This window comes from Sphingobium olei (assembly GCF_042678845.1).
Classification (GTDB): domain Bacteria; phylum Pseudomonadota; class Alphaproteobacteria; order Sphingomonadales; family Sphingomonadaceae; genus Sphingobium; species Sphingobium olei.
Window position 1 is genome coordinate 31,974 of the sequence record NZ_JBHTLS010000006.1, and the last position, 24,456, is coordinate 56,429.

Sequence of the window (24,456 nt, forward strand, 5' to 3'; positions counted from 1 at the left end):
GTCATGACAGGCCAAGCGCATTCCTGACGTTTGCGGCGCTGGCCGCTCGCTGACCGCCAGCATCAACCCGCAGCCAACCGTCGAGTTCACCGATGGCATAGCTGGCCTGCTGACGCACCACGGTCACATCGGCATCGGAAGCATCGCCGCGTCTCGTCTCGACGCGCCGCTCAAGCTGCGACGGAGATGCCTCAAGCCATATGCCGTCGAAGGTCGTTCCGCGCCGCGCGGCGAGCCTGCCGATCGAGGTGCGCTCCGCCTCGCGCGCAAAGACCGCATCGGCAATGACGGCGTATCCGGCGTCCAGAGCGTCGCCCGCCAGGCGCTCAAGCTCGCCGTAGACCCGGGCACTGGCCTCTTCATTGTATGCTTCCCTGGAGAGCGGCGCTTCCGGCCTCACGCCGGCCAAGCGCTTGCGAAGCACATCCGAGCGGATGATCCGCGCGCCGGGGGGGCTGCCCACTTCATGGCCGATCATGCGCGCAACCGTCGACTTGCCCGTACCGGACAATCCCCCGATTGCGATCAACCTGCCGTCCGATGGCGCCAGAAACGCTTCCGCGATCTCCAGATAGCCGCGCGCGCGTGACGCGAGTGTCGAAGACCGGTCGCGATCATCGACCTGGGCCGCCAGCGCGTGAGCCCGGATCGTCGCCCGGATCGACATGAACAGCGGCAAGAGAGCGATGCCGGCTTCGTCGTCCTCCGCTATATCGAGGTAGCGGTTGAACACGATGTTGGCCTCAAGGCGCAATCTCCGGCTCCACAGGTCCATCAGCAGGAATGCAAGATCATAGAGGACGTCGGTCGTCGCCAATTCCTCATCAAACTCGAGACAGTCGAAGAGCAGGGGCGCGCCGTCGATGACAGCGATGTTAGCAAGGTGCAGGTCGCCATGGCAGTGCCTCACCCGGCCCTTGGTCGCGCGCTCGTTCAGTAGGTCTGCAAGCCGTGTGGCGATCTCCTTTTGCCTCGCGACAAGTTTATGCGCGTCGCGGGGCGGAAGCACGTGCGGATATCGTGCGATGCTCGCCTCATTGCCAGTAATCACGGCGGCGATCCGCGCATGGCCCTGCGTATCGCTACTGGGCTTGGCAACGTGGTGAAACGCGCGGATCTGATCCGCCAGCCGAAAGACCAGATCCTGGGTCAGCCGGCCTTCTTCGACCAAGCGTTCGAGCAGAGCGTCGTCGGGAAACCGCCGCATTTCGAGCAGCCAATCGATGACCTCGCCCTGGCCCGCCAAGTTGAAGGCGCCGTCCTTGGTGCGGCAGAGCGGTCGTACCCTCAGATAGAGGTCCGGAGCCGTGCGGCGGTTCAGGAGAAGTTCGGTCTCGAGCGCGGCCTTGCGCCGCGCAAGCGTGGAAAAATCGAGATAGCCGAGGCGAACCGCCCGCTTGAGCTTGAAGGCGCGATCTCCCGCAAGAAAGATCCGCGCCGCGTGCGTGTCGATGCGGCGCGCTCGCTCGCCAGGCACCAAGGAACTCTCAGTCTCCAGAAACGCGACGGAACCGGCCTGCATATCGGAGATGTCGACCGGTTCCGTCATAGCTGCGTCAGCCCTTGCCGATCTCGATCTTACGGCTCCGCGCAGCAACATTCTGATCCTTGCCGAGCACGACATTGAGAACGCCGTCCTTGAATTCGGCGGTGATCGCCTCCTGATCCACGTCAGGGGGCAGCGGAACCTGGCGGTGGAACGAGCCGTAGCGCCGCTCGCTGATCAACACGCCTTTCTCCTCGCGCTTGCTGTCTTCCTTCTTTTCTCCGGTAATGGTGAGAACGTCGCCTGCCACGCTCACCTCGATGTCCTGCTCGGTAAGGCCGGGCAACTCAGCGGTGAGCTTATAGCCCTTCTCATCCTCGACGAGTTCGACGGCGGGGACGGGCATGGATCCGCCTTGCCTGCCGAAATTGAAGATGCTCTGGCCGGGCTGACCGAAATTCTCAAACAGCTGGTCGATCTCGGAGCGGAGCCAATCCATGGGGGCTCCAAACGGCGAAGCGTTCCGGATGGGTGTCGGTGACGCTGCTTTCCTGGTGGGAACAGAGGTCGTATCGTTCACTGCACATCTCCTTCGAAGCGGGTCCGAGATGAAAGCGAGGCGTTTCGCGTCTTCCCAGCAAGGGTAATGCGGCACTTGCCCGTTCCAGCGCTCGGACAAAGGAACTCCTAAGTCGGGCCATTATCCCATGCTATCAGGGAGTCTACGAAGGGAACGTATTTGGGGCCGAGCTGATCCCTGTTCACTGTCCTTCGAGGATTGTCCCGTTTCATTGGTACTCGGGAAGCATCTGCTTCAGGCGCTTTGTGAAGTGGCGTCACCCGAGGGGGCGCGGCGGCTATGGCGCCGGCCGCTAATCTGTGCATGATTGACCTTTTCTCCATTGGAGGAAGAAATGGCTACGCAACCCGGCGCTCCCGAACCCGACATCATCCGGCCCCAATCGCCGCCCGAAACGCCCGCGCCGAACAGGCCTGACGAGACACCCTTGCCAAACGATCCGACGATCCTTCCCGGGCAACCCGACCTGGACAATCCGGGCCAGGCTCCTCAAGAGCTGCCGCCGGCGCCATAGCTCAAAGGAACGAAGCCGCGGTCGCGAGGCCGATGCCTGATGCGATCACGGAAGCGACCAGCGGGCCGGCAGCCTGCCAGCCCCGGCCTCGCACGCCGGCCAGCGCGAAGGCCAGCACAGCTTTGAACGCGGTGTTGGCAAGCACCGGCACCGCCAGCACCAGGCCGGCCGTCTGCGGGTCGACAAGGCCTTTCGGCATGTTCGACAGCGTGAGGACAGCCGCATCGACATCCATGAGGCCGGTCAATCCCAAGGCAACAACGACACCTTCGTCTCCGAAGCGGGCCAGCGCCCATCGCGCGACCACCGTCATCAGGCCGACAAGCCCCGCCAGGATCAGAGCCGGCCGAAAATCGAGCGGATTGCCAAGCGCTATCTCTGCTCCCTCCGGGCTCTTGCGTCCCGATCGCACCGCAAGCAGCGTTGTCAACGATCCGACCAGAAAGGCGGGGATCATGGCGACGGCGAGCGACCGGCCGGCTGCGGGCACCAGCATCATGGTCAGGACCTGAACACGCACGAACATGACGAGCGAGGCGAGCGCGATCCCGGCGACCAAAGGCGCCGCCGGTGCGTTCTCCTCGCGAAGACGCCGCGCGTAAGCGGCAGTCACGGCTGTCGATGAGACCAGCGCGCCGCACAGCGCCGTCACCATGATGCCGCGCGCGGGCCCGAGCCGGCGCGACGCGACATAGCCGACGAAGGAAAGGCCGAGGACGATCACGACCACCATCCAGATCTGCCGGGGATTCCATGCTCCATAAGGGCCGTAGCTCGCATCCGGCAGAAGCGGCAGCACGACCAGTGCGACGAGCGCGAAGCGCGCGATCGACTCGATCTCGGCTTCGCTCAGGCCCTTGAGCATCGCGTGCGCCTGACTGCGCATGGAGAGAACGAGCGTGGTGACCGCCGCCAGCGCAAGCGCCTCGGTCACCAAACCCTTGGTTGCCAAAAGCCCTAGCGCGAAGGTGATCACCCCTACGATCGTGTTGGTGACCGAGAGACTTGCCTGACGGTCGAGCGTGCTGCGATAACCGAGCACCAGGCTGAACAGGATGGCGAGGCTCACCGCACCAGCAACCAGGTCGGGCAGTAGCCCGGCGATGCCGCCTGCCAGCCCCAGCAGCGCGAAGGTACGAAGGCCGCTGACCCGCCCTCCGTCCGATGCGTCGCGTTGTCGCCACCCGCGTTCGATGCCGATCAACACGCCCACGGCAAGCGATGCCGCGAGACTGCGCAGGATCGCAGCGTCAAGGAATATCATGCGCTGAGGGCCTGCAGCCTGTGAATGGAATCGTCTTGGAACTCCTTGCTGTTCACTCCGGTAGCCTCTTCAAACCTTCACAAGATACGGCAAGCCGCATTACCCGTGACCCACGAACCATTCTGAAGAGCGCCGGGACGGGAGGGCCAAAGTGCCGCTTCCCAGAAGGATCGTAACGGGCGCGCGAAGAGATGAAAAGCTGTGGCGCGCGCCGGTGGCTTGAAGGCTTCAGCCTTGCTATGCCTGCCAGGAAACCAAGATGGAGTGGCTCAACGCTTGAGCGCAATGACGAACACGCGAACAAACGTTTTGCTGCTCGGCGGATATATGCGGCGGGCTTGCCTGTCATTATGCCCACCTGCGGAGCAGGCGATTAGGGCAGAGACCTGTGCTCGGAACCCGCAGGCGGGAGCAGGTGATGCTGGCGAGGCGATGCCTGCATGACCGCCGAAGATCTCACCTTGCTCATCAACGGGGTTCAGGACCTCGCCCTTTCCATGCTCGATGCGGACGGCAAGGTCGTCATCTGGAACGAGGGCGCGCGGCAGCTCTTCGGCTGGAGCGAGGCGGAGATCGCGGGGAACGACGCCTCTTTCTGCTATCCCGACGACGCCGTGGCGCAGGGCAAGCCCGTGGCCGATATGGCGGCTGCGCTGGAGCAGGGAAGGGCCGAGTTCGATGCCTGGCGGGTGCGCAAGGACGGCACCGAATTCCTAGCGCATGTATCGATGACGGCGCTGCGCGACCAGGCCGGCGCCTTGCACGGCCTCGCGGTCGTCGTACGCGACATCACCGACCAGCGCGCCAATGACGCGGCTCTCAGGAACAGCGAGAACCACCTCCGCTCGATCCTTTCGACCGTTCCCGACGCGATGATCGTCATCGACGAGCACGGCGTCATTCTCTCATTCAGCGCCGCAGCCGAACGGCTGTTCGGCTATGACGAGAGCGAGGTCGTCGGTAAGAACGTCAGCATGCTGATGCCCTCGCCCGACCGGGAGCGCCACGACGGCTATATCGAGCGGTATCTAAGGACGGGCGAAAGACGGATCATCGGCATCGGCCGCGTGGTTTTCGCCCAGCGTAAGGACGGATCGACCTTCCCGATGGAACTCTCGGTGGGGGAGGCCACCGGCGAGGACCAGCGGCTGTTTACCGGCTTCATCCGCGACATCACCGAACGGCAGCGGACGCAAGAGCAGCTTGAGGAGTTGCAATCCGAGCTGATTCACGTGGCCCGCGTCAGCGCGATGGGGACGATGGCCTCGACGCTCGCACATGAGCTCAACCAGCCAATCACGGCGGTGGCCAACTATGTCGAGGCGGTGCGCGATCTTCTCGCCGAACTCGATCCGGAAGATCTGCCGATGATCCGCGAGGCGCTCGACGATGCGGCCGGGGAAGCCATGCGCGCTGGGCATATCGTGCGCCGCCTGCGCGATTTTGTCGCGCGGGGCGAGGTCGAGAAAACCGTCGAGAAGCTCCCTCTGCTCATCAATGAGGCGGCGGCTTTCGGCCTGATGGGCGCAAGCGAGAAGTCGATCGATGCGCGGTTCGACATCGATCACGATGCGGCCGATGTGCTAGTCGACAAGATCCAGATCCAGCAGGTGCTGGTCAATTTGATCCGCAACGCGGTCGAGGCGATGGGCGGTTCGGAAGAACGAGTGCTGACCGTGAGCACGGGACCCGATCAGGCTGGCTTCGTGCGGGTCACGATCGCCGACACGGGTCCAGGCGTGGCGCCCGAAGTAGCCGCGCAGCTCTTCACGGCTTTTGTGAGTACGAAAAGCGAAGGCATGGGCCTTGGACTTTCGATCTGCCGTACAATAGTCGAAGCAAACGGCGGACGAATCTGGATGGAGCCCCGTCCCGCGGGCGGTACCCTATTCCATTTCACTTTGGTAAGAGCGGAGCCGGAGAAGCTGGATGGTTGATAAGCGTACAATCCACATTGTTGACGATGAGGACGCTATTCGCCGATCGGCCAGCTTCATGCTCAAGACGTCCGGCTTCGCAGTGACGACATGGGCCTCGGGCGTCGAGTTCCTGAAGAACGTGAAGACCGTGGAGCCCGGCTGCATTCTCCTCGACGTGCGCATGCCCGAGATGGATGGTCTCGAGGTGCAGCAGGCGCTCAGCGAACGGGGTGTCGCCATGCCCGTCGTGATCCTGACGGGGCACGGCGACGTATCGATCGCCGTGCGCGCCATGAAAGCGGGAGCCATCGACTTCATCGAAAAGCCATTCGAGAAGGCGGTGCTTTTGTCCGCGATCGAACGTGCCTTCGAGCGGCTGAGCGACACCGAAGGCCGCGCGAGCCGAGCCTCTGAGGCCAGCGTGCTTATCGCAGGCCTCACATCGCGCGAGCAGGATGTCCTCAAAGGCCTGGCTCAGGGGCTGCCGAACAAGACGATCGCCTATGATCTTGGCATTTCCCCGCGAACGGTCGAGGTCCACCGAGCCAATCTCATGACCAAGCTTAACGTCAGAAGCCTCTCCGACGCACTGCGCATCGCCTTCGCCGCAGGGGTCGGCGGCTGAGATCAGGACGATTACGTAGCGACGTCCCGGCCCATTGATGACATTCCCGGCGCTCCCGCAATGGTGCTGGATTTGGTGATGTCTCTCATGGCTGGCGATTTACGTTCAGGTTCCGAAAAAGGTCGGCCGCGCTTGCTGCTCGTGGAAGACGACGCCGGCGTCCGGCGCTCGTTGCAGTTGCTGCTGCAGGCGAAGGGCTTCGACGTGCGCGCCTACGCGACCGGCGCTGCTCTGCTGGCCGATGCCTCCGCCGATGGCGCCCGCCTGTTTGTCGCCGACTACAGCATGGACGACCTCGACGGCATCGAGGTCCTGTCGCGGCTGCGCGCACGCGGATGGACGGGACCTGCGGTTCTCATCACCGCTTATCCCTCGCCAGCGCTCGATGCCCGCGCACGCGCCAAGGGTTTCGACATCGTGCTCGAAAAGCCGTTTCGCGATCATGTGCTTGTCGACACGGTGACAAAGCTCGCAGATCAGGAGCGCCGGGTGTGATGGAAGCTCGGTCTTCCGCAACGCGACAGGCCGAACCGAAAATTTCGGTCATCGGAATCGGCGCCGACGAGCAGTTTGCGATCGCCCGCGAAGCATGCACCGGCGCGCTGCAGTGGCTTGGCACCTATGCCTGTGTCGCCGGTATCGCTGATGTGAATATCGATAACGGCTGCATCCTCCTGCTCGACGGAGACACGGCCTCGCCCGACACCATCGATGTGCTCGATCAGAATGCAGAGCTACGACGCGGCGCGCTTCCGATCTTGCAGACCAGCCGGGCTGATGTTCGTCTCGTGGTATCCGCCATGAAACGCGGCGTGGTGGATGTTCTCTCCAAACCCTATACGCCGGCGCGCCTCACGGGCGCGGTGCTGGACGCGCGCACGCGTTTTCGCGGGCTTGCGCCATCGCCGACTGGACCCGGACGCCCAACGCGCGGGCGGCTTTGACTTTGCAGCCTGTTCACCGCCACGCCGGTCGCCTGGGACGTGCGCACTCTGAGCAAAAATATTCTCGCGCTTTGACGCGGATCAAACCCGCGAAGGGTGATCCCAATCTACGATACTTCCTCCTTCGGTCTGTTCGGAGACCGCCGCACAGCGCGGAAATAGACGCGGAGTGACAGATGACCGCAGCTGCAAACCAGGTGAAGCAAACCCCCTTCGACATGATCGGCGGCGCTCCCGTCGTGCGCCAGGTGGTCGACAGATTCTACGATCTCATGGACAGCGAGCGTGACTATGCGGCGCTTCGGGCGATGCACGCCGAGGATCTCGCACCGATGCGAACATCGCTCTCAGGTTTTCTAATCGCATGGCTGGGCGGTCCTCGCGACTGGTTCTCCGAGCACCCGGGCGTCTGCGTCATGTCCGCCCATGCGAAGCTTGCAATCGATCGGGAAAGCGCAGATCAGTGGGTAGACGCCATGCGCCGCGCGGTGACCGAAGCTCCGATCGATTCAGAACTTGGAACAAGGATGATGGAGGCTCTGTCCGGCATGGCGCAGGGCATGGTGAGGCGACCCGCCTCGGTAGGGTGACGCGGGCGCGTCGGAGCGCTGCCCGCTGGTCTGAGGCAGCCGAGTGCCTCGCCTCCGCCGCACAAGGGCCCCAGCCCAGCCAGGGCGCCCGAAAGCGGCTGATCAGCGACGCGTCAGCGCGTCCTCGATCGAGAAATAGCCCACGACGACGGTGAACAGGGCGAAAACACCGATCACCAGATATTCGAAATTCGCGCCGATCGCACTCAGCATGAGAGCCTCCTCTCTTTGGACCTCTTTGCTCAAGGTGGCGTGCGACAAGCTTGGAAACTTTGATCGGCGTCAAATTTGGTCCTGAGTTTTTGCAGCAGCAAGTCGCGTCGGCCGGGTTGAAACAGCACAGACAGCATATAGGATTGTAGCGCCTTTGAGCCCTATCTGCTCTTGCTGGGCGTGCAATCGGCTGTCGCGATTAGCCTCGGATATCCGACGCTCCGGGACGATCGCAGATTTGGGAAACGTCGGGCGTTGTTGCCGGGTTGACCGCCTTCGTCCTTATACGAAGTTCTTCGCGGATGGTTCAGTGTCGTGAGATTGCTTTCCAAGTTCGGGATTGGCGCCTTTGCGCTTGGGAGCGTCGGCGCAGCTGTCGGATACATCTTGCAGCGAGCGGCGATGACCAAGGCCGACGAAGCCTATATCCGCGTCGCGGCAACGCCGTCGCCATCGCCCGTGCGGTTCGATCCGGCGCACGTCGAGCGACTTCCGGAGATCGTCCGGCGCTACTTCCGACGCGCCATTGCCCCAGGAACAGCGCTGCATACGAGCGTGCAGCTTGAGATGACTGGCAGGTTTCTGCTCGGCGACAAGGAAGACTTGCAGAGCTATCGAATGGCCGCCCGGCAGGTGCTGCGGGCGCCGGACCAGTTCGTCTGGCTTCCGAAGCTGAGGTCTGGCCCGATATCGATCGTCGGCTCCGACGCGCTGGTTGCGGGGGAGGCCTGGACTCGGTTCTGGCGGATGGGGTTGGTACCGGTTGCGCAGGAGCGTTGCTCGCCCGATCTGGTGCGCTCGGCCCGGTTCAGGGCAGCGATAGAGAGCAGCCTTTGGGTGCCGGCGAGCCTGCTGCCCGATAGCGGGGTGAAGTGGGAGCAGGTCGGAGCGGACGAGGCGCAGGTCACCTTCGAGCGCATTGATCCTGCAATCGTCCTACGGATGACGCTCGACGAGGAGGGCGCGGTAAAGGAGGTTGTCGGACAGAGGTGGTCCAACGCCAACCCAGACAAGGTATTCAGGCTGCAGCCGTTCGGCGGGACGATCTTGGCTGTAGCGACGTTCGACGGTTTCACGATCCCAACCGGAGTTGCTGTGGGCAATCACTTTGGAACTGACGATTACCTGGCATTCTTCCAAGCGCGCATTACTGGAGCTGTCTATGGGTAAGTCGAAGCTGCGTATGATTGCCGTCGGAGTGGCGGGAGTCGCCGCAGTTGCGGGAGCGCTCGCCTTCAGCAATTTTCGTGCCGACATGCGACGGCACGAACAGCGGCTCGCGAACCGCAGTCAAACGATTTCCACGCAGTTCGGCCAGCTTGAGTACGCGGTTCGTGGAGAAGGCGCGCCGCTCCTTATGATTCATGGGACCGGGGGCGGTTTCGATCAGGGGCTGACGTTTTCCGAAAACCTTATTGGCAATGGCGTCCGGGTCATTGCACCTTCCAGGTTTGGTTATCTGCGGAGCAGCTGGCCGAGCGATCCATCCTCAGAGCGGCAGGCGGACGCATTCGTCGAACTTCTCGATCATCTGAGACTTGAGAAGGTGGCAGTCGCGGGTGGCTCGGCAGGCGCCTTGCCGGCCGTTCAGTTCGCGCTTCGCCATCCCGAGCGGACCAGCGGTGTCATTCTCTTCGTTCCTGCGGCGAACGTCGAAGGGCACGACCCAAACGAAATGGGCGCATTGAGGAGCTGGATGGTGAAGCGGTTGGTGACCTCCGATTTTCTGTTCTGGGCTGCGAAGGAAGCGCTCGCCCAGCAGATGATCGGCTTCCTGCTTGCCACCGACCCGGAGTTGGTTGCGCAGGCCCCAATTGCCGAGCGGCAGCGAGCCCATGCCATTCTCGACCAGATTCAGCCGATCAGCCGCAGATGGCGCGGAATGCTGAACGACGCCAAGCTGGCAGGACATCCGGCATCGATCAACCTGGGACAGCTGCGGGTACCTTTGCTCGTCCTTTCGGCGAACGACGATCGATTCGGGACAGCGGCAACCGCTAGAGCCATTGCGCGACAGGTTCCTGGCTCCAAGCTAGTGGTCTATGCAACCGGCGGACATATCTTTGTCGGCCATCAGAGAGATTTCTCGGCCGAGACAGCCAAGTTCATCCGCGCTCATCAAACCTGAGCGCCCCTGCCTTGAAGATAGCGTTTCGCATAAACGTGGCGAGTGCTCGAACTCAGACCCGCGGCCTAAGTTTAGATGCAGCGACCCCCGCGCTGAGGCGAAACTGAGCCGCGCAGTCTGCGGAGCAGCGTCGCTGTATGAAGCGCAATCATCAGCTCCTCATTGGTCGGGATTACCAGAACACGGACAGCACTATCCCCGCTGCTTATAATTTGTTGGCTCTCTTCATTCGCCTGCTGGTCCAGCCGAATGCCGAGCCATTCGAGGCGCTCGCATAGTTGGCGGCGGATGCCGGCATGGTTCTCGCCGATTCCGGCTGTGAAGACGACGCCATCGACCCCGCCCAGCGATGCGGCCATGGCTCCGCATTCCCGCGCCGCGCGCCAGACAAACAGCTCTATAGCCTCCCCAGCCGCCGGACTTTCGGCATCGTGGAGCGCGCGCATGTCGCTGGAGATGCCCGAGACGCCCAGCAGGCCGGACTTACGGTACAGGAGCTCCTCGACCTCCCCAACGCCCATGCCGAGTTCGGTCTGTAGATGGAGCACAACGCCCGGATCGAGCGTGCCGCAGCGCGTACCCATCATCAGACCGTCGAGCGCGGTGAACCCCATTGTGGTGTCGATGCTCCTCCCGCCGCGCATCGCGCAAAGGCTCGCCCCATTCCCGAGATGAGCAGCGATGACGCGCCCATCGGCCAAGTTCGTCTCCACCTCTCGCAGCTGCCGGGCGATGAACTCGTAGGAGAGACCATGGAAGCCGTATCGGCGGATACCTGCGTCGTGCAACGCACGAGGCAGGGCGAAGCGGGAAGCGGTTTCAGGCATTTGGCGATGGAAGGCGGTGTCGAAACAGGCGATCTGCGGTAGCGCGGGATGGATCTTCATCATCGCCCGGACCGCCGCGAGGTTATGGGGCTGGTGGAGCGGCGCAAGCGCGCAAAGCGCCTCGAGGTCGGCCAGCAGGGTTTGGTCGAGAATGCGCGGTTCAGCAAAACGCGTGCCGCCATGGACGATGCGATGCCCGATCCCGACGAGCTCGTGACCTGCGAGGTGGCCAAGCAACCAGCCGCTCAATTCCTCGAGCAGGATTGCGTGCGTCAGCCTTTCACCCCCACGCCAGTCGTGCTGATGAAGCAATGTGCCGTCCGCCGCTCGGATGGTCAAAGACGGGCTGATCCCGATCTTCTCTACCTTTCCTCCCGCGACCATATGCGGAGCGGCCGGGTCCTCGAGCGTGAACAGGGCGAACTTGATGCTCGACGATCCGGCATTGAGGCTGACGATCGCCTTCATGGGTTTGCCCGCAAGGGCCCGGGCGCCGCCTTGGGCGCGGCGCGGGCAAGCAGCACCGCGATCGCGCATGATGCCAGACGCGTGCGCAGCGAATCCGCCCGGCTCGTCAGCACGATCGGCACGCGGGCGCCGAGGACCACGCCAGCGGCATCGGCGCCGCCGAGGAATGTCAGCTGCTTGGCAAGCATGTTGCCCGCCTCGATGTTCGGAACCACGAGGATCTCGGCCTTCCCGGCGACGGAGGAGGCAATGCCCTTTTCTCGGGCGGCTGCTTCACTGATGGCGTTGTCGAAGGCGAGCGGCCCGTCGAGTACCCCGCCGACGATCTGACCGCGATCCGCCATCTTGCACAAAGCCGCGGCATCCAGCGTCGAGGGGAGATCGGGATTGACCGTTTCGACCGCCGACAGGATCGCTACCCGCGGTTCGGCAAGCCCGATTACATGGGCAAGGTCGATCGCATTGCGAATGATGTCGGCCTTGTCCTTGAGCGAAGGCATGATGTTGACCGCCGCGTCCGTTATGATGAGCGGCACTGGATGACCGGGAACGTCCATCACATAGGCATGGCTGATGCGCCGCTCGGTTCTAAGGCCGCTCGCCGCGTTGATGACCGCCGACATGAGTTCATCGGTATGCAGCGAGCCTTTCATCAACAAGCCGGCCTCGCCGCAGCGGACCAGCTCTACGGCCCTCGCGGCGGCATCGTGGCTGTGATCGGCGGCAACCAGCCGGAAAGCGGAAATGTCGCATCCTGCCTCCTCGGCAGCCGAACGCAGCTTCTTCTCGGGACCGATCAGGATCGGCGCGATCAGCCCGGCTTCTGCGGCTTCTGCGGCGGCCGCGATCGCCTGAGGGCTGCAGGGATGCGCGACAGCCGTCGCCAAAGGAGACTGGCTGTGCGTCTGCTCGATCAGGTGCCGATATCGATCATGGGAGGGGATGACGATATCGGGCGGCGCCATGCGGGCGCGCCTTATCTTTTCCCGCGGCGCCTGAACTTCGACACGCCCCGCGAGAACAGTTTCCCCCACCGCATTGCGGCACTGACAGTCCAGGAGAACCGAGCCGAAGTTATCGCGTTTCTCGGTAACGACGAGCGTGGCGGTGATCGCATCGCCGATCGCCACCGGTCTTGCGAAGTCAAAGGACTGGCTGAGATAGGCCGTTCCCGCCCCGGGAAGCTCGGTCCCGATCAGGGCCGAGATCAAGCCGCATGTCCAAGCCCCATGAGCGATCCCATCGCCGCTGTCTCCCGACGACAGCGCGAAAAGCTGGACGTCGTGGGCGGTCAGCGTGCGGGTCAGGCTTGCCGTGTCACCGAGCCGGATTTCGTCATACGTACGGTTTTCGATCTGGTCTTCATTGTTCATGCGCGATCGCTCCGACGGCCGTTCACGGCCTCCAATTCGTATCTTCGTTCAATTCGCCGCAACCGCATGAAGATCCATCCTGATCGGCTCAGGCGAACGGCCGGCACGTTTGTCGTAACACATAAGCCTTGTCGCCCTCATAGCGGGCTACCTGCCGATCGGTTAGAGTGGACGAGGCGGCGCGCGCCGGTACGACTTGCCCGGGAAGATCGAACTCACGTGAAACCGGTTTGTCGCCTTGGCGTTCGCTAGGGCAAGGAAGGCATCCGAGCAGCTGCAAATTCAAACAAGGAGCATCGATCATGGAAGCGAATGCGCAATCGACCTCGCTCGAAACCCGATCCGGTCTGTCGCTCCGGGTACGACCCGTCGGCCGGGAGGACGGAGACTTGCTCAAGTCGTTTTTCGCAAAGGTTACGACCGATGATCTGCGATTTCGCTTTCTGTCGGGAATCAATCAGGTTTCTGACGATCAGATCGCCATGATGACCAATGTGGATCATAAACAAACCGAGGATTTCCTCGCGTTCACCGATGATGACACGCTGGTCGCCACCGCCATGATCGCCAAGGATCAGGCGGGCAGACGCGCGGAAGTCGCGATCGTGGTCAGGGGCGATTACAAGCAGAAAGGCGTCGGCTGGACCATGCTCAATCACGCCGCTGAGTACGCCAGGGCAACGGGCGTGGAGACGTTGGAAGCCGTGGAAAGCCGCCAGAACGAACCTGCGATCGGGGTCGAACGTGACTTCGGCTTCTCGGTCAAGCCCTATGACGACGACTCGACCCTGGTGATCGTCACCAAAGAGCTGTGATAGGTCAGGCATGGTGACGCAGGGCTTATCTTCCGGATCGGACGCGATGACGGCCATGCAGCTCGACAGCGTCGGCGCGCCGCTCCGAAGCGTGACACGCACCGTGCCTGAGCCTGGGCCGGGCGAAATACGGATCAAGGTCTCGGCCTGCGGGGTCTGCCGGACCGACCTTCATATTGTCGACGGGGAGGTTCTAGCCCATCTGCCGATCGTACCCGGTCACGAAATTGTGGGCAGAGTGGAGGCGCTGGGCGAAGGGGTAGCGTCATTCCAGATCGGCGAACGTGTCGGTATCCCCTGGCTCGGGCATAGCTGCGGCGCTTGCACATATTGCCGCTCGGGAGCCGAAAACCTCTGCGATGCGCCGGATTTCACCGGCTGCACGCGCGATGGCGGCTATGCGACGCACACCCTAGCGGACGCGCGCTACTGTTTCCCGCTTCCCGCGACCTTCTCCGATGCCGAGGCGGCGCCGCTGCTCTGCGCGGGTCTGATAGGATGGCGCGCGCTGCGCGCAGCGGGCGAGGGGAAACGTATCGGGCTCTATGGCTTCGGCGCAGCGGCGCATATCATCGCGCAGATCGCGGTTTGGCAGCAGCGGGCGGTCTATGCGTTCACGAAATCCGGTGACCGTTCAGGGCAGGATTTCGCTCGATCGCTCGGCTGCCTGTGGGCAGGATCATCCGAGGAGCTGCCGCCGGCCGAGCTCGATGCCGCGATCATCTTCGCGCCGGTGGGCGCACTGGTGCCGGCCGCGCTTCGAGCAGTCCGCAAGGGTGGCAGCGTCATCTGCGCCGGCATTCATATGAGCGATATTCCTGCTTTCCCGTATACAGACCTGTGGGGCGAGCGGTCGATCCAGTCGATCGCCAATCTCACGCGCGACGATGGCGCGACATTCTTCGAGATCGCCGAGAAAGCAGGCGTGAAGACGGTCACGACGGGCTACCCGCTAGAAGAGGCGAACACGGCGCTTGATGACCTGCGGAGCGGCAGGCTCGCCGGCGCTGCCGTGCTCATTGCTCCCGCGTGAATCGATTATGCGAGCCTCGGTGACCGCCGATCGCCTCCAGCGGATCACGGCCGCCTCAGGCGGCGCGCCGGCCGAGATCATGGATGCGCGAAAGCCAGCGGCTGCGACGATCGGCATTCTCTACCGCACCGATCACCGAGTGGCGGACCGGTCCAATCCCGGTGAAGGCGAGGATGTTGCGCTCGAGGCTCTTGAGGCTGGTGCGCGCGATAGAAGAACCGATAGAACAAGCCGGGCATACCCATGGTGACAATCACCCGCGCGGACCGTCCGCCAAGTAGTTTCTCAGGCAGGCCATGTTCCTTGTAGCGAAATGCAAAGCTTGGCCTTGCGACCTGCTCCAGGAAAGCCTTGAGCAAGGCTGGCATGTCGCCGAGCCAGAGCGGGTAGAGAATGACCAGATGCTCCGCGCGCATGATCGCCTGCTGCGCGTGCTCGATGTCGGCCGGAACCAATCCATCCTGCCATTCAGCCTGTGAGCGCAGAACGGGGAACTCGAGCTCGGCCACATTGATTCGTTCGACGTCGTGCCCCGCATCGGCGGCTGCGTCCGCATATGTCCGGGCGAGCCCGTGAACGAAGCGCTCGGAGGACGCGTCGGGATGTCCGTCGATGATGGCTATTCGTGTCATCGCACCCTGCCTTGATCTGGCGCCGGTTCGTCTTCGCGATCTTCAAGCGACGCATAAGATGGATGTAGCATGATAGCGATCATCGAGGGCCTCGGCACCGTAACATTACTGAATGATCTGGCGGGCGGTTGCAGGCATCGCTTGGAACGGGGACGACGAGGTCCGGAGGGATGTTCCCGGCTACAGTCGCACTCGATGAGGCAGTCAGCAGCGGAGAGCAGGATGAAAGCGCTCGTCTATCATGGTCCAGGTCGCAAGAGCCTGGATGAGAGGCCCAGGCCAGAATTGGCGGCGGCCTCCGATGCCATCGTTCGGGTCACGAAGACGACGATCTGCGGCACGGATCTCCACATTTTGAAGGGGGACGTTCCGACATGCCAGCCTGGCCGGATCCTCGGCCATGAAGGCGTCGGCATCGTAGAGGCGGTGGGAGAGGGCGTCACCCGCTTCAAGCCAGGCGACCGCGTCCTGATTTCCTGCATCACCTCTTGCTCGCGCTGCGACTATTGCCGGCGCGGCATGTACTCGCATTGTCTCGACGGGGGATGGGTCCTCGGCAATGCGATCGACGGCACTCAGGCTGAGTTCGTGCGGATCCCGCATGCCGACAACAGCCTTCATCCGATCCCCGCAGCGGCGGACGAGGAAGCGCTCGTCATGCTCAGCGACATTTTTCCGACCGGCTTCGAGTGCGGCGTCCTCAACGGCAAGGTGGCGCCCGGCAGCAGCGTCGCGATCGTGGGGGCGGGGCCGATCGGTCTTGCAACCTTGCTTACTGCCCAATTCTACTCGCCGGCGCAGATCATCATGATTGACCTCGACGAAAGCCGGCTCGCCGTCGCCAGGGCTTTTGGGGCGACCGGCACGATCAATGGCGCCGCCGAGGCGGCTGTGACCCGCGTCATGGAACTCACCGACGGCCGGGGTGCCGACACAGTGGTCGAGGCGGTCGGTATTCCTGCGACATTCGAATTATGCACCCGGCTTGTGGCGCCCGGCGGCGTCGTCGCCAATGTCGGCGTGCACGGAGCCAAGGCGGATCTGCACCTGGAAGAGCTTTGGTCGCGCAACATCACGATCACGACCCGGCTTGTCGATACCGTCAGTACGCCGATGCTCCTCAAGACGGTCGCGGCGCAGCGGCTGCGGCCCGAACAGATGATCACGCACAGATTTGCGCTCGCGCAGATCCTCGACGCCTATGACACGTTCGCGGAGGCGGCGCAGACCCAGGCGCTCAAGGTGATCATCACGCCGTGAGCGACAGTTTCCTATCGGCGCGTCCATCGGCTGGAATGCAACGACCGATCTGAGCCGTGAAGAGTCCGGGCGGCTTCAGCACAACGAAACTTGATGAACGGAGGCAGGCATGGCGATCAAGGATCTTCTCGCCGTCGTGGACACGAGCGACAGTGACGAACAGTTCGTGCAAGATGCGCTGAGCTTCGCGGAGTTTCACGACGCAAGGCTCACGCTCCTGGTGTTATCGGTGATACCCTCGCCCGAATACGGGTACATGTATGGTCCGCCCTTCATCGTCCTGCGGGACTTCCTGGGCGCAGTGGACGCCAAGCAGCAGCGGATCGCGCAATGGGCATCGCGCGCTCGCATCGAGATCAGAACGATCTCCGATCTGCCGGAAGGCATCTACACCAGCGCCAGCGTTCAGGCACGCTACGCCGATCTCGTGCTTTTTGGTCCTGAGGAAGCCTATGGCTATCCGCTGATCAGAAGGCAGATCATCGAAAGCATCTTGTTCGAGTCGGGGCGCCCGGTCCTGATCTTGCCGAGCGGCCACAAGCCTCGGGCGATCGATCAGTTCGCCCTTGGCTGGAACGCGACGCGCGAGGCCACCCATGCCTTGCGGGAGGCGATGACGATCGCAGCGGTGAACGCCAAGGCCGATGTGCTCGTTCTCGATGGGCGGCCTTCGACCAAGGGGCACGGGTCGGAGCCCGGAGCCGACATCGCGCATCATCTCGCGCGGCATGGCTTTGGCGCCACGGTCCGGGCCATTAGTGGCGGCGGGGATTCGGACGCGGAGATGCTGGTCCGGGCGGCGCGCCAGCATGGCGCCCAGATGCTCGCGCTGGGTGCCTATGGTCATTCGCGCCTGCGCGAGATGATCCTGGGCGGCGTGACGCGTGACCTCCTCGGCGGCGCGGCTTTGCCGCTCCTCTTTGCTCATTAGAGTGGCCTTGGCGGAAAAGACATCGCGGGGGAGCGCAGGGATCTGGGCGTAAACTAACCCGTGCTCGCATCCGTATAGTTCCTGATGGCACGCGGCCGGCGCAATCAGCACTCTGCCGCGATCGTGGCGCGATGGAGAGCCCCCATGAAGAATGTTCTGTTGCTGGTGCATGACGACGGCGGCCAGGAGAGTCGGCTGCAGGCCGCCCTCGATCTGACGCGCGCGATCGAAGGACATCTGATCTGTCTCGACGTCGTTGCGATGCCGGCGCTGGTCGGAGATCCGCTGGCGGCTAACGCAAGCGCGATGCTGCTGCAGGACGAGCGTGAGCGGGAGGACGTGAATGTCGCAAGTCTTCGCGACCGGCTCGGCCGCGAGGATGCCTCGTGGGATCTGAGTTCGGTTGTCGGAGATCTTGCTCCGGCGATCGAGGATTCAGCCGCGCTCGCCGATGTCATCGTGGTCAATCGCACCCTGACGGGCTCATCGCGCCATGACCTGAGAGAGCTCGCAAGCGAGCTCATCATGCGCTCGGGCAAGCCGATCCTCGCCGTGCCTGAAGCCTCGCCGTGTTTCCGGCCGAGCGGACGGGCGATCGTGGCATGGGACGGTTCCGCAGCCTGCACTGCGGCGCTACGCGCCGCGGTGCCGCTGCTGCAGCTTGCTGAATCGGTCATCCTGCTCGAGGTCGATGATGGCGCGCTCGAAACCTCGGCGCGCGACGCAGCCGCTTACCTGTCCAGGCACGACATTCATCCGCTGATCCGCTTCGAAAAGCTTCTTGGCCGCTCGGTCTCCGACATCCTGGTCTCCGAAATCCGCGACCGCCGCGCCGATTACATGGTCATGGGCGGTTATGGCCGTGGTCGCCTGATCGAGACCCTGTTCGGGGGAGTGACACGTAGTCTGCTGAGGCAAAGCCCGGTGCCGCTTTTCCTCGCCCGGTAACGCCCGCAAAGAGCCCTGCATGACACTTTACCCTCGGGCAAAGTGTCATAGACGACAAAGTCGCGTGCCTCGGACGAGAAGCGATTCACTTTTCGTTCTGGTTGTGCATGATTCGCGGCATGTACCAGTCACCGATCCACGCCTGCGCCGAAGCGCCCCGCCTGGACATGCCGGGCTTGCTCGAGGTCCTCGCCCGCAACTCGGCGCGACCGCGCTACGCCTTCATGGTCCTCAACCTCATCGCCAAGGTCGCGGGCCCAGGAGGAAGCGCGGGGCCGACCGTTCAGCGGGAAGGCCGTGCTGTCTCGATCCGCGACTGGCTGTGTGACGCGCTGATGCCGATGGGGCACCGCGAGCCAAAGCGGGTCGCGCTCGCCTCGCGCATACGGGAAGAGCTTGCCCGCGCTGCTGCCCTGCCTGACGACCCCGCGGCAGCGGTGATAGCGATCGACAGCGAAATTCGTGAGCGACTTCGCGCTTCCGGCAAGACCAACGTCAGCCGGGCGGTATCCGACCTCGTTCGCGCAGGTCTTATCGTCCGTCACTATCAAGGCTATTGCGTCGATCATCACAATCGCGGTGGCCAGCGACAGGCGGTCTATACGCTCACGCCAATCGCTCGCCAGCTTCTCCGTGACGAAAGCCCGGCGCAAGTCAGCGACAGTCGGCCTGCGCGCTTTGCCCGCTGAGCAGTGGATGGATGCTCTCAGGCCTGAAGAACTTCGGTTGCCGAGCGCCGGCGGCTCGCAGCCGCCTTGGTCGCCGCTCGAACGGCTGGGGCAATTCCGGATCGGCCAGCGCCTAACCGCGCAGGCCGCGGAGCGCATCATCCTGAGCCGCGATAAACTCGTCCTCGTGCTCGACGCGTAGCGCTCGACACCCAGGCGCGGCCGACGACGATGGAAGAAGCGCCTTTATCGGCCGCGGCATTCCAGTGGCATATCCGATGCTCACAGCACCAGCCATTGAACCATCGACAGGTAAAGTAGAATGCTTGCCAGATCCTGGACGATCGTCGCCAGTGGTCCTGCGCCAAAGGCGGGATCGAAACCGGCGCGATCGAGCAGCCATGGGAGCGTGACGCCAAAGACACTGGCAAAGGCGCTGGCCGCGACCAAGGCAAGCGCGACCGCCAACGCGAGTTCACTGCTTCCGAATGCGAAAGTGATGCCCAGCAAAGCGATCAGCCCCAGCAGGATGCCGATGAGCAGCCCGGTAGCCGCCTCCCGAACGACGACATGGCCAAGCGCGCGATGCTCAAGCGTAAGCCCGCGCACTGCGATGGCCTCGGTTTGCGTGCCGACTGCGTCCGCCAAATAGACGATCGCGGGAATGAAGAAGGCTATGCTGACGTTGACGGCAAGCGCCGCCTCGAAGCTCGCCATCAGAGATGTCGCGAGCATGCTCCCTAACGCTCCGGCCAGAAGCCAGGGAGCGCGCTCGCGCAAGCGCTGCAACGGCGAGTCGAGGAGAAAGGCTCGGCGTGCGCCCCGTGTCTCGCGCTGCAATCCTGCGAAGCGGTGGAGGTCCTCTGCGTGTTCCTGCCACAGGATGTCCATCAGGATTTCCGCGCGCAGGCATCCGAGGAAAACGCCGCCGCTGTCGACCACCGGAAGTGCCGGGACATTGTGGCGGTGGGCGGCAAGCGCCGTCCGTTCGGGCGTGCTCTCGATGTCGACGACAGGCCATGGACACATCAGGGCGCCCACTGCTTGCGCCGAATCGGCCGCGGCCAACAGATCGCGGGTGTCGACGACACCTGCTAACCGCCCGTCCTCACCTGTGATCGCCACAACCTCGACGAGATCCCAAGCGCCGCCCACCATGCCCGAGCGAACCTGGCAAATCGGATCATCCGGCGCGGCAGTCGGTACCTTGCGCGCGATGAGGTCGTGGATGCGGCGCGCCGATCTCACCGCGCTCGTTGCCTCGCGCGAGGCGGTCGGCGCTGCCGAGCTTTGGGCATTTGCGTCTGCCATCAAGTCGCTCCGATTGCCCATGGAGAGGGGAAGCCACTCTGGTCATATGGCGTCGTGCGCGGCAAGCACTACGGCGGTGATGTTCACCGCCCCGGAACGGCTCGGGGCCGATGCCCTCGACTGGCGTCGCAATCCAGAACCGACTGCCTGAAAATCTCCGCTCGGCGGGGCCGCGGCAATGAGTCGATAACCATTTTTCGGCAACTGCCGGTTTGTGCCAAATCAGAGTTTCTTAAACACCATGCATGATCGCGGTTGGGACCGCGCGCTCCTCGCGGGCGTCCTCTATTTTCTGCTTGCGACGGCCACCATTACCCTTACCGCCAACGGAACGGGCATCGCTGTTTTCTGGCCAGCAAATGCCGCGCTCCTGGCGCTTCTCCTGGTCGACGACAAGCCGCGCTGGACCTCGGTGTTGGTGGCAGGGCTCATCGCGAACCTCGCTGCCAATCTCGTGACCAGAGGCGTGTTTCTGGGCGGCCTGCTCTATGGAGCGATGAACCTTCTTGAAGTCGCACTTGCCGCCATCGCGCTACGAAGTAAACTCGGTATCGCGAGCCTGATCGGCCAGCCCCGTGCGCTCGGCACATTCATGCTTTGGGCGGGGCTGATCGCGCCCGCAGCGAGCGCGGCTGGAGGAGGGATTACCGCCGCTCTGGTCTTCGAACAGAGCTTCTCCGACGCGGCGATGACCTGGTACCTGGCGGACGCGCTCGGATTGCTCATCTTCACCCCCGCCATCGTGGCCGTCCTGCGAGGTGAACTCATCCGCTGCTTCGCCGCCGCCTCGCTGAAACGGAGCCTGGAATTTGCGGTTCTTCAATCCCTGGTCGTCCTGAGCGCGGCTGCTGTCTTCTTCGCCGGCCACAAGCCCCTTCTGTTCGTACTCTTCCCCTTCGTCATGCTCGTGAGCTTCAGGTCCGGCAGGCTGGGAACCAAGCTCTCGGTTCTCCTCATCGCCCTGATCGGCGCGTCGGCGACGCTCACCGGACACGGCCCTATCGTGATGTTCGCGAATGCGCAGGATCAGCAGGTGCTCTATCTTCAATTCTTCCTTGCGGTCCTTCTCTTCACCTGTTTGCCGGTCACGGCGGGCCTGGGGGCTCGCAACGCCCTCGCAAGTGATTTGGTCGAGGAACAGCGCGCTCTCCTCGAGCGCACGCAGGAACTCGCGCGAAAAGCGGCCACCGATCCGCTCACGGGCGTTTTCAACCGTGCTGGCTTTCTCAAGGCTGCCGACCTGGCGATGAAGAATCCGGCCAACCGGCCGATGTGGCTGATTGCCATCGACGTCGATCACTTCAAGCAGATCAACGACAATTTCGGTCATCAGGCCGGCGACGAGGCGCTGATCTGGATCGCATCGGTTCTCAGGGCTACTCTGCGCCACGACGACGTGCTTGCCAGGATCGGCGGCGACGAGTTTCTGGCCATGCTTCCCGCCCGTTCCGAGCAGGAAGTGCGAAACATCTGCACGCGCCTCGTGACAAGCGTCAGCACGTCGCCAAGGCTCCTCCAGGGCAAGCTGATGCCCTTGTCGATCAGCTGCGGGGGTGCCCCCGCCAGGCCCGACATGGCCATTGAAGCCCTCATGCAAGCGGCCGATCGCGCACTCTATGAAGCCAAGGCGCTCGGCCGCAATCGCTCGCTTCTCGCCGCCTGAGCTCGGAAGTCCGTCCCTCGCAAGCGGTCGAGCCTTGCCGTAGAGCTGTCGCCGCATCATGTTTCGGGAGACCTGCTCCTGGAACGCTGATCATGGCCGATACTCCGTTTGAATCGCACCCTGTGCACAAGCATCTGCTGGTGCTCGCCAACCCCTCGGCCCAAAGCTTCGACCACTCGATCGCCTCGACTTATGCGGGAGTGGTCAAGGACAGCCGTCAGGAGATCGTGATCCGCGACCTTTACGCGATCGGCTTCGATCCGGTGCTCAAGGCATCCGAGCGCCCGATAGGCGCGGACTGGTCGCCTGCTCCGGATGTCGAGTGCGAACTGGAGCTGCTGCGTTCAGCCGACCTCCTCGTGTTTGTCTATCCGATCTGGTATGGCCTGCCGCCTGCTATGCTCAAAGGCTATGTCGAGCGCGTTCTCGGAGCGAACTACAGCTTCCGCGATCTTCAGGGGGCTGTGGGCCAACCGCCTGTTCAGGGTAAGCCGCTCGTCTCGTTCAGCACGTCCGGCGCCCCGCTGCCCTGGCTGGAACAGCAGGAACAGGTCCATTCGCTGAAGGCGATCTTCGACGTCTATCTCTGGCGCGGCCTGGCAATGAGCCGAGCCGAGCATTTTCGGATCGACGCGGTCGTCCCCGATATGGATGCGGCATATGCGGCAGAGCAGCTGGACCGTGTGCGCCGCGCGGCGCAGAACTGCTGCGATATGCTTGCCTCGGGCAACTATCGGCGTGAAGCGGAGGCCGAAGCAGCAAGGCGCGCCCGGCGCGGGCAGCACTGAACGAGACAAGCCGGTATCATATGTGTGCAAGGCGGGGGAGGGCACGCGCCTCTTTCGCCCTACGTGGCCAGGTCTGAATCGGTTGAGCGCACGTCGCCCCTCATGCGAATTCAGGGAGCGGCCCTTTCCGGCGGTGCACGACGGTGAAGGTGTCAATAATGCCACGCTCAGTCGCCCCTTTGGGCAGCTTTTCGGTGAACGACCGGCACGAATGTCATACTATCCGTCAAGACAGCCCTGACGAGAGGATTGAACAATGGATGCCAAGACGAGCGCAAGCCCCCTCAGCGACCCCGGCAAGGAACCGGCAGCACTGCGATCGCTGCTTGGTCGCACCAGTCGCGACTGGTGGCCGAACCAGCTAAGCCTCGAGATTCTTCCGCATCATGGCCAGAGCGGGGATCCCTATGGCGACGACTTCGATTATGCCGAGGCGTTTGCTTCGCTCGACTATGCGGCCGTCAAGGCGGACCTGAAGGCCTTGATGACCGACAGCCAGCCCTGGTGGCCGGCCGACTATGGGCATTACGGCCCTTTCTTCATCCGCATGGCCTGGCACGCGGCGGGCACCTACCGCACCGGCGATGGCCGCGGCGGCGCGAACTCGGGCCAGCAGCGCTTTGCTCCGATCAATAGCTGGCCGGACAATGCGAACCTTGATAAGGCGCGGCGGCTGCTGTGGCCGATCAAGCAGAAGTACGGCCGGAACCTGAGCTGGGCGGATCTGCTGATCATGGCGGGGAACGTCGCCATCGAGTCGATGGGCGGGCCTGTTTTCGGTTTCGGCGGCGGACGCAAGGACGTCTATGAGGCTGAGAAAGACGTCTACTGGGGCACCGAGGAAAATTGGGTGGGCCAGGGCGCCAAGACGCGCATCGTCGAGGGCAAAGCGTTCGAAGATCCGCTGGCCGCCGTGCAGATGGGGCTTATCTACGTCAATCCCGAAGGGCCGGACGGGAATCCTGACCCGTGGCAATCGGCCCGCGACATCCGCATGACCTTCGCGCGAATGGCGATGAACGATGAAGAGACCGTCGCGCTCACGGCCGGCGGTCACACGTTCGGCAAGTGCCATGGCGCAGGCGACGCCGCCAAGGTCGGGCGCGAGCCGGAGGGCGCCGACATCGCCCAGCAGGGGCTCGGTTGGCAGAGCGGCCATGAAAGCGGCATGGGAGACCACACGATCACCAGCGGCATCGAAGGCCCCTGGACGCCCACGCCGGTCAAGTGGGACATGACCTACTTTCACATGCTTCTCGACTATGAGTACAAGCTCGAGAAGAGTCCGGCCGGCGCCAAGCAGTGGACGCCGGTCCATCCCGCGCCGGAAGATCTCGCGCCCGGCGCGCATTGAGGTGGTCCCGGAAATTCGGACAGGGTGTTAAGCTCATCCCGACCTGAAGGAATGGACGGGAATGAAGACGACGAGGAAGCGCTACAGCGCGCAGTTCAAGGCCAAGGTGGCGATGGAAGCGA

23 protein-coding genes and 1 pseudogene are annotated in these 24,456 nt (G+C 63.3%); 17 read left to right on the forward strand and 7 right to left on the reverse strand.

Annotated features, from left to right (window positions below; translation table 11 throughout):
- Position 1: 1 nt before the first annotated feature.
- From ACFQ24_RS01470 to ACFQ24_RS01480, 3 genes are all read right to left on the reverse strand, one after another.
- A complete protein-coding gene (locus tag ACFQ24_RS01470; protein ID WP_185707330.1) occupies positions 2-1,549 on the reverse strand; it encodes a bifunctional aminoglycoside phosphotransferase/ATP-binding protein in 1,548 nt (515 codons plus the stop codon).
- 7 nt (positions 1,550-1,556) lie between these two features.
- A complete protein-coding gene (locus tag ACFQ24_RS01475) occupies positions 1,557-2,066 on the reverse strand; it encodes an Hsp20/alpha crystallin family protein (RefSeq protein WP_380908621.1) in 510 nt (169 codons plus the stop codon).
- Positions 2,067-2,581: 515 nt separating this feature from the next.
- A complete protein-coding gene (locus tag ACFQ24_RS01480; protein WP_185707326.1) occupies positions 2,582-3,844 on the reverse strand; it encodes an MgtC/SapB family protein in 1,263 nt (420 codons plus the stop codon).
- A gap of 440 nt (positions 3,845-4,284) precedes the next feature.
- Here ACFQ24_RS01480 and ACFQ24_RS01485 point away from each other — a divergent pair, with 440 nt between their 5' ends.
- The 7 genes from ACFQ24_RS01485 to ACFQ24_RS01515 all read left to right on the forward strand — a co-directional run bounded on the left by ACFQ24_RS01485 (position 4,285) and on the right by ACFQ24_RS01515 (position 10,263).
- A complete protein-coding gene (locus tag ACFQ24_RS01485) occupies positions 4,285-5,781 on the forward strand; it encodes a PAS domain-containing sensor histidine kinase (protein WP_185707324.1) in 1,497 nt (498 codons plus the stop codon).
- A complete protein-coding gene (locus ACFQ24_RS01490; RefSeq protein WP_185707322.1) occupies positions 5,774-6,388 on the forward strand; it encodes a response regulator transcription factor in 615 nt (204 codons plus the stop codon). Before ACFQ24_RS01485 ends, ACFQ24_RS01490 begins: the two co-directional genes overlap by 8 nt.
- Before the next feature lie 87 nt (positions 6,389-6,475).
- Positions 6,476-6,883 carry a response regulator gene (locus tag ACFQ24_RS01495; protein WP_185707622.1) on the forward strand — a complete coding sequence of 136 codons (408 nt, stop codon included), beginning with the start codon at positions 6,476-6,478 and terminating at the stop codon, positions 6,881-6,883.
- Positions 6,883-7,332, forward strand: coding sequence for a hypothetical protein (locus ACFQ24_RS01500; protein ID WP_380908623.1), 450 nt, complete (start codon positions 6,883-6,885; stop codon positions 7,330-7,332). The genes ACFQ24_RS01495 and ACFQ24_RS01500 overlap by 1 nt, the downstream gene beginning before the upstream one ends.
- 176 nt (positions 7,333-7,508) lie before the next feature.
- Positions 7,509-7,922 carry a group II truncated hemoglobin gene (locus tag ACFQ24_RS01505; RefSeq protein WP_185707318.1) on the forward strand — a complete coding sequence of 138 codons (414 nt, stop codon included), beginning with the start codon at positions 7,509-7,511 and terminating at the stop codon, positions 7,920-7,922.
- Between the two features lie 615 nt (positions 7,923-8,537).
- Positions 8,538-9,305, forward strand: a complete 768-nt coding sequence (locus ACFQ24_RS01510) for a DUF6544 family protein (protein ID WP_380908625.1) — start codon at positions 8,538-8,540, stop codon at positions 9,303-9,305.
- A complete protein-coding gene (locus ACFQ24_RS01515) occupies positions 9,298-10,263 on the forward strand; it encodes an alpha/beta fold hydrolase (protein ID WP_185707305.1) in 966 nt (321 codons plus the stop codon). Before ACFQ24_RS01510 ends, ACFQ24_RS01515 begins: the two co-directional genes overlap by 8 nt.
- A 71-nt stretch (positions 10,264-10,334) precedes the next feature.
- Here the strand turns inward: ACFQ24_RS01515 and ACFQ24_RS01520 are convergent, their stop codons facing one another.
- Together ACFQ24_RS01520 and ACFQ24_RS01525 are read right to left on the reverse strand one after the other, a co-directional pair.
- Positions 10,335-11,558 carry an acetate/propionate family kinase gene (locus tag ACFQ24_RS01520; RefSeq protein ID WP_185707303.1) on the reverse strand — a complete coding sequence of 408 codons (1,224 nt, stop codon included), beginning with the start codon at positions 11,556-11,558 and terminating at the stop codon, positions 10,335-10,337.
- The gene (locus ACFQ24_RS01525; protein ID WP_185707301.1) at positions 11,555-12,931 is read right to left on the reverse strand and encodes a bifunctional enoyl-CoA hydratase/phosphate acetyltransferase; all 1,377 of its coding nucleotides are present in this window, start codon (positions 12,929-12,931) and stop codon (positions 11,555-11,557) included. The genes ACFQ24_RS01520 and ACFQ24_RS01525 overlap by 4 nt, the downstream gene beginning before the upstream one ends.
- Before the next feature lie 302 nt (positions 12,932-13,233).
- Between ACFQ24_RS01525 and ACFQ24_RS01530 the strand changes: the two genes are divergently transcribed.
- Together ACFQ24_RS01530 and ACFQ24_RS01535 are read left to right on the forward strand one after the other, a co-directional pair.
- Positions 13,234-13,746 (forward strand): GNAT family N-acetyltransferase, encoded by a 513-nt coding sequence (locus tag ACFQ24_RS01530; RefSeq protein ID WP_185707299.1) that lies wholly within the window; start codon positions 13,234-13,236, stop codon positions 13,744-13,746.
- A gap of 46 nt (positions 13,747-13,792) precedes the next feature.
- Positions 13,793-14,779 carry a zinc-dependent alcohol dehydrogenase family protein gene (locus ACFQ24_RS01535; protein ID WP_185707620.1) on the forward strand — a complete coding sequence of 329 codons (987 nt, stop codon included), beginning with the start codon at positions 13,793-13,795 and terminating at the stop codon, positions 14,777-14,779.
- A gap of 77 nt (positions 14,780-14,856) precedes the next feature.
- On the opposite strand, the gene ACFQ24_RS01540 is transcribed toward ACFQ24_RS01535, so the two are convergent.
- Positions 14,857-15,411, reverse strand: coding sequence for an NAD(P)H-dependent oxidoreductase (locus ACFQ24_RS01540; protein WP_279606770.1), 555 nt, complete (start codon positions 15,409-15,411; stop codon positions 14,857-14,859).
- Between the two features lie 222 nt (positions 15,412-15,633).
- Here ACFQ24_RS01540 and ACFQ24_RS01545 point away from each other — a divergent pair, with 222 nt between their 5' ends.
- The 5 genes from ACFQ24_RS01545 (at position 15,634) to ACFQ24_RS01565 (ending at position 19,420) form a co-directional block, all read left to right on the forward strand.
- Entirely contained in the window at positions 15,634-16,671 is a 1,038-nt protein-coding gene (locus ACFQ24_RS01545; protein ID WP_185707297.1) for a zinc-dependent alcohol dehydrogenase family protein, read from the forward strand.
- Positions 16,672-16,780: 109 nt separating this feature from the next.
- Entirely contained in the window at positions 16,781-17,602 is an 822-nt protein-coding gene (locus ACFQ24_RS01550) for a universal stress protein (RefSeq protein WP_185707295.1), read from the forward strand.
- Between the two features lie 165 nt (positions 17,603-17,767).
- Positions 17,768-18,550, forward strand: coding sequence for a universal stress protein (locus tag ACFQ24_RS01555; RefSeq protein ID WP_380908636.1), 783 nt, complete (start codon positions 17,768-17,770; stop codon positions 18,548-18,550).
- A 119-nt stretch (positions 18,551-18,669) separates the two neighbouring features.
- Positions 18,670-19,239, forward strand: coding sequence for a hypothetical protein (locus ACFQ24_RS01560; protein WP_185707291.1), 570 nt, complete (start codon positions 18,670-18,672; stop codon positions 19,237-19,239).
- Between the two features lie 7 nt (positions 19,240-19,246).
- Positions 19,247-19,420, forward strand: a complete 174-nt coding sequence (locus ACFQ24_RS01565) for a hypothetical protein (protein WP_185707289.1) — start codon at positions 19,247-19,249, stop codon at positions 19,418-19,420.
- A gap of 80 nt (positions 19,421-19,500) precedes the next feature.
- Here ACFQ24_RS01565 and ACFQ24_RS01570 read toward each other — a convergent pair whose 3' ends face one another.
- Entirely contained in the window at positions 19,501-20,529 is a 1,029-nt protein-coding gene (locus ACFQ24_RS01570) for a magnesium transporter (protein WP_185707287.1), read from the reverse strand.
- A 241-nt stretch (positions 20,530-20,770) separates the two neighbouring features.
- Between ACFQ24_RS01570 and ACFQ24_RS01575 the strand changes: the two genes are divergently transcribed.
- From ACFQ24_RS01575 to ACFQ24_RS01585, 3 genes and pseudogenes are all read left to right on the forward strand, one after another.
- Entirely contained in the window at positions 20,771-22,192 is a 1,422-nt protein-coding gene (locus tag ACFQ24_RS01575) for a GGDEF domain-containing protein (protein WP_185707285.1), read from the forward strand.
- A 92-nt stretch (positions 22,193-22,284) separates the two neighbouring features.
- The gene (locus ACFQ24_RS01580) at positions 22,285-22,980 is read left to right on the forward strand and encodes an NAD(P)H-dependent oxidoreductase (RefSeq protein ID WP_380908631.1); all 696 of its coding nucleotides are present in this window, start codon (positions 22,285-22,287) and stop codon (positions 22,978-22,980) included.
- Between the two features lie 256 nt (positions 22,981-23,236).
- Positions 23,237-24,331 (forward strand): annotated as a pseudogene (locus ACFQ24_RS01585) (peroxidase family protein); the annotation flags it as partial.
- Positions 24,332-24,456: the final 125 nt, after the last annotated feature.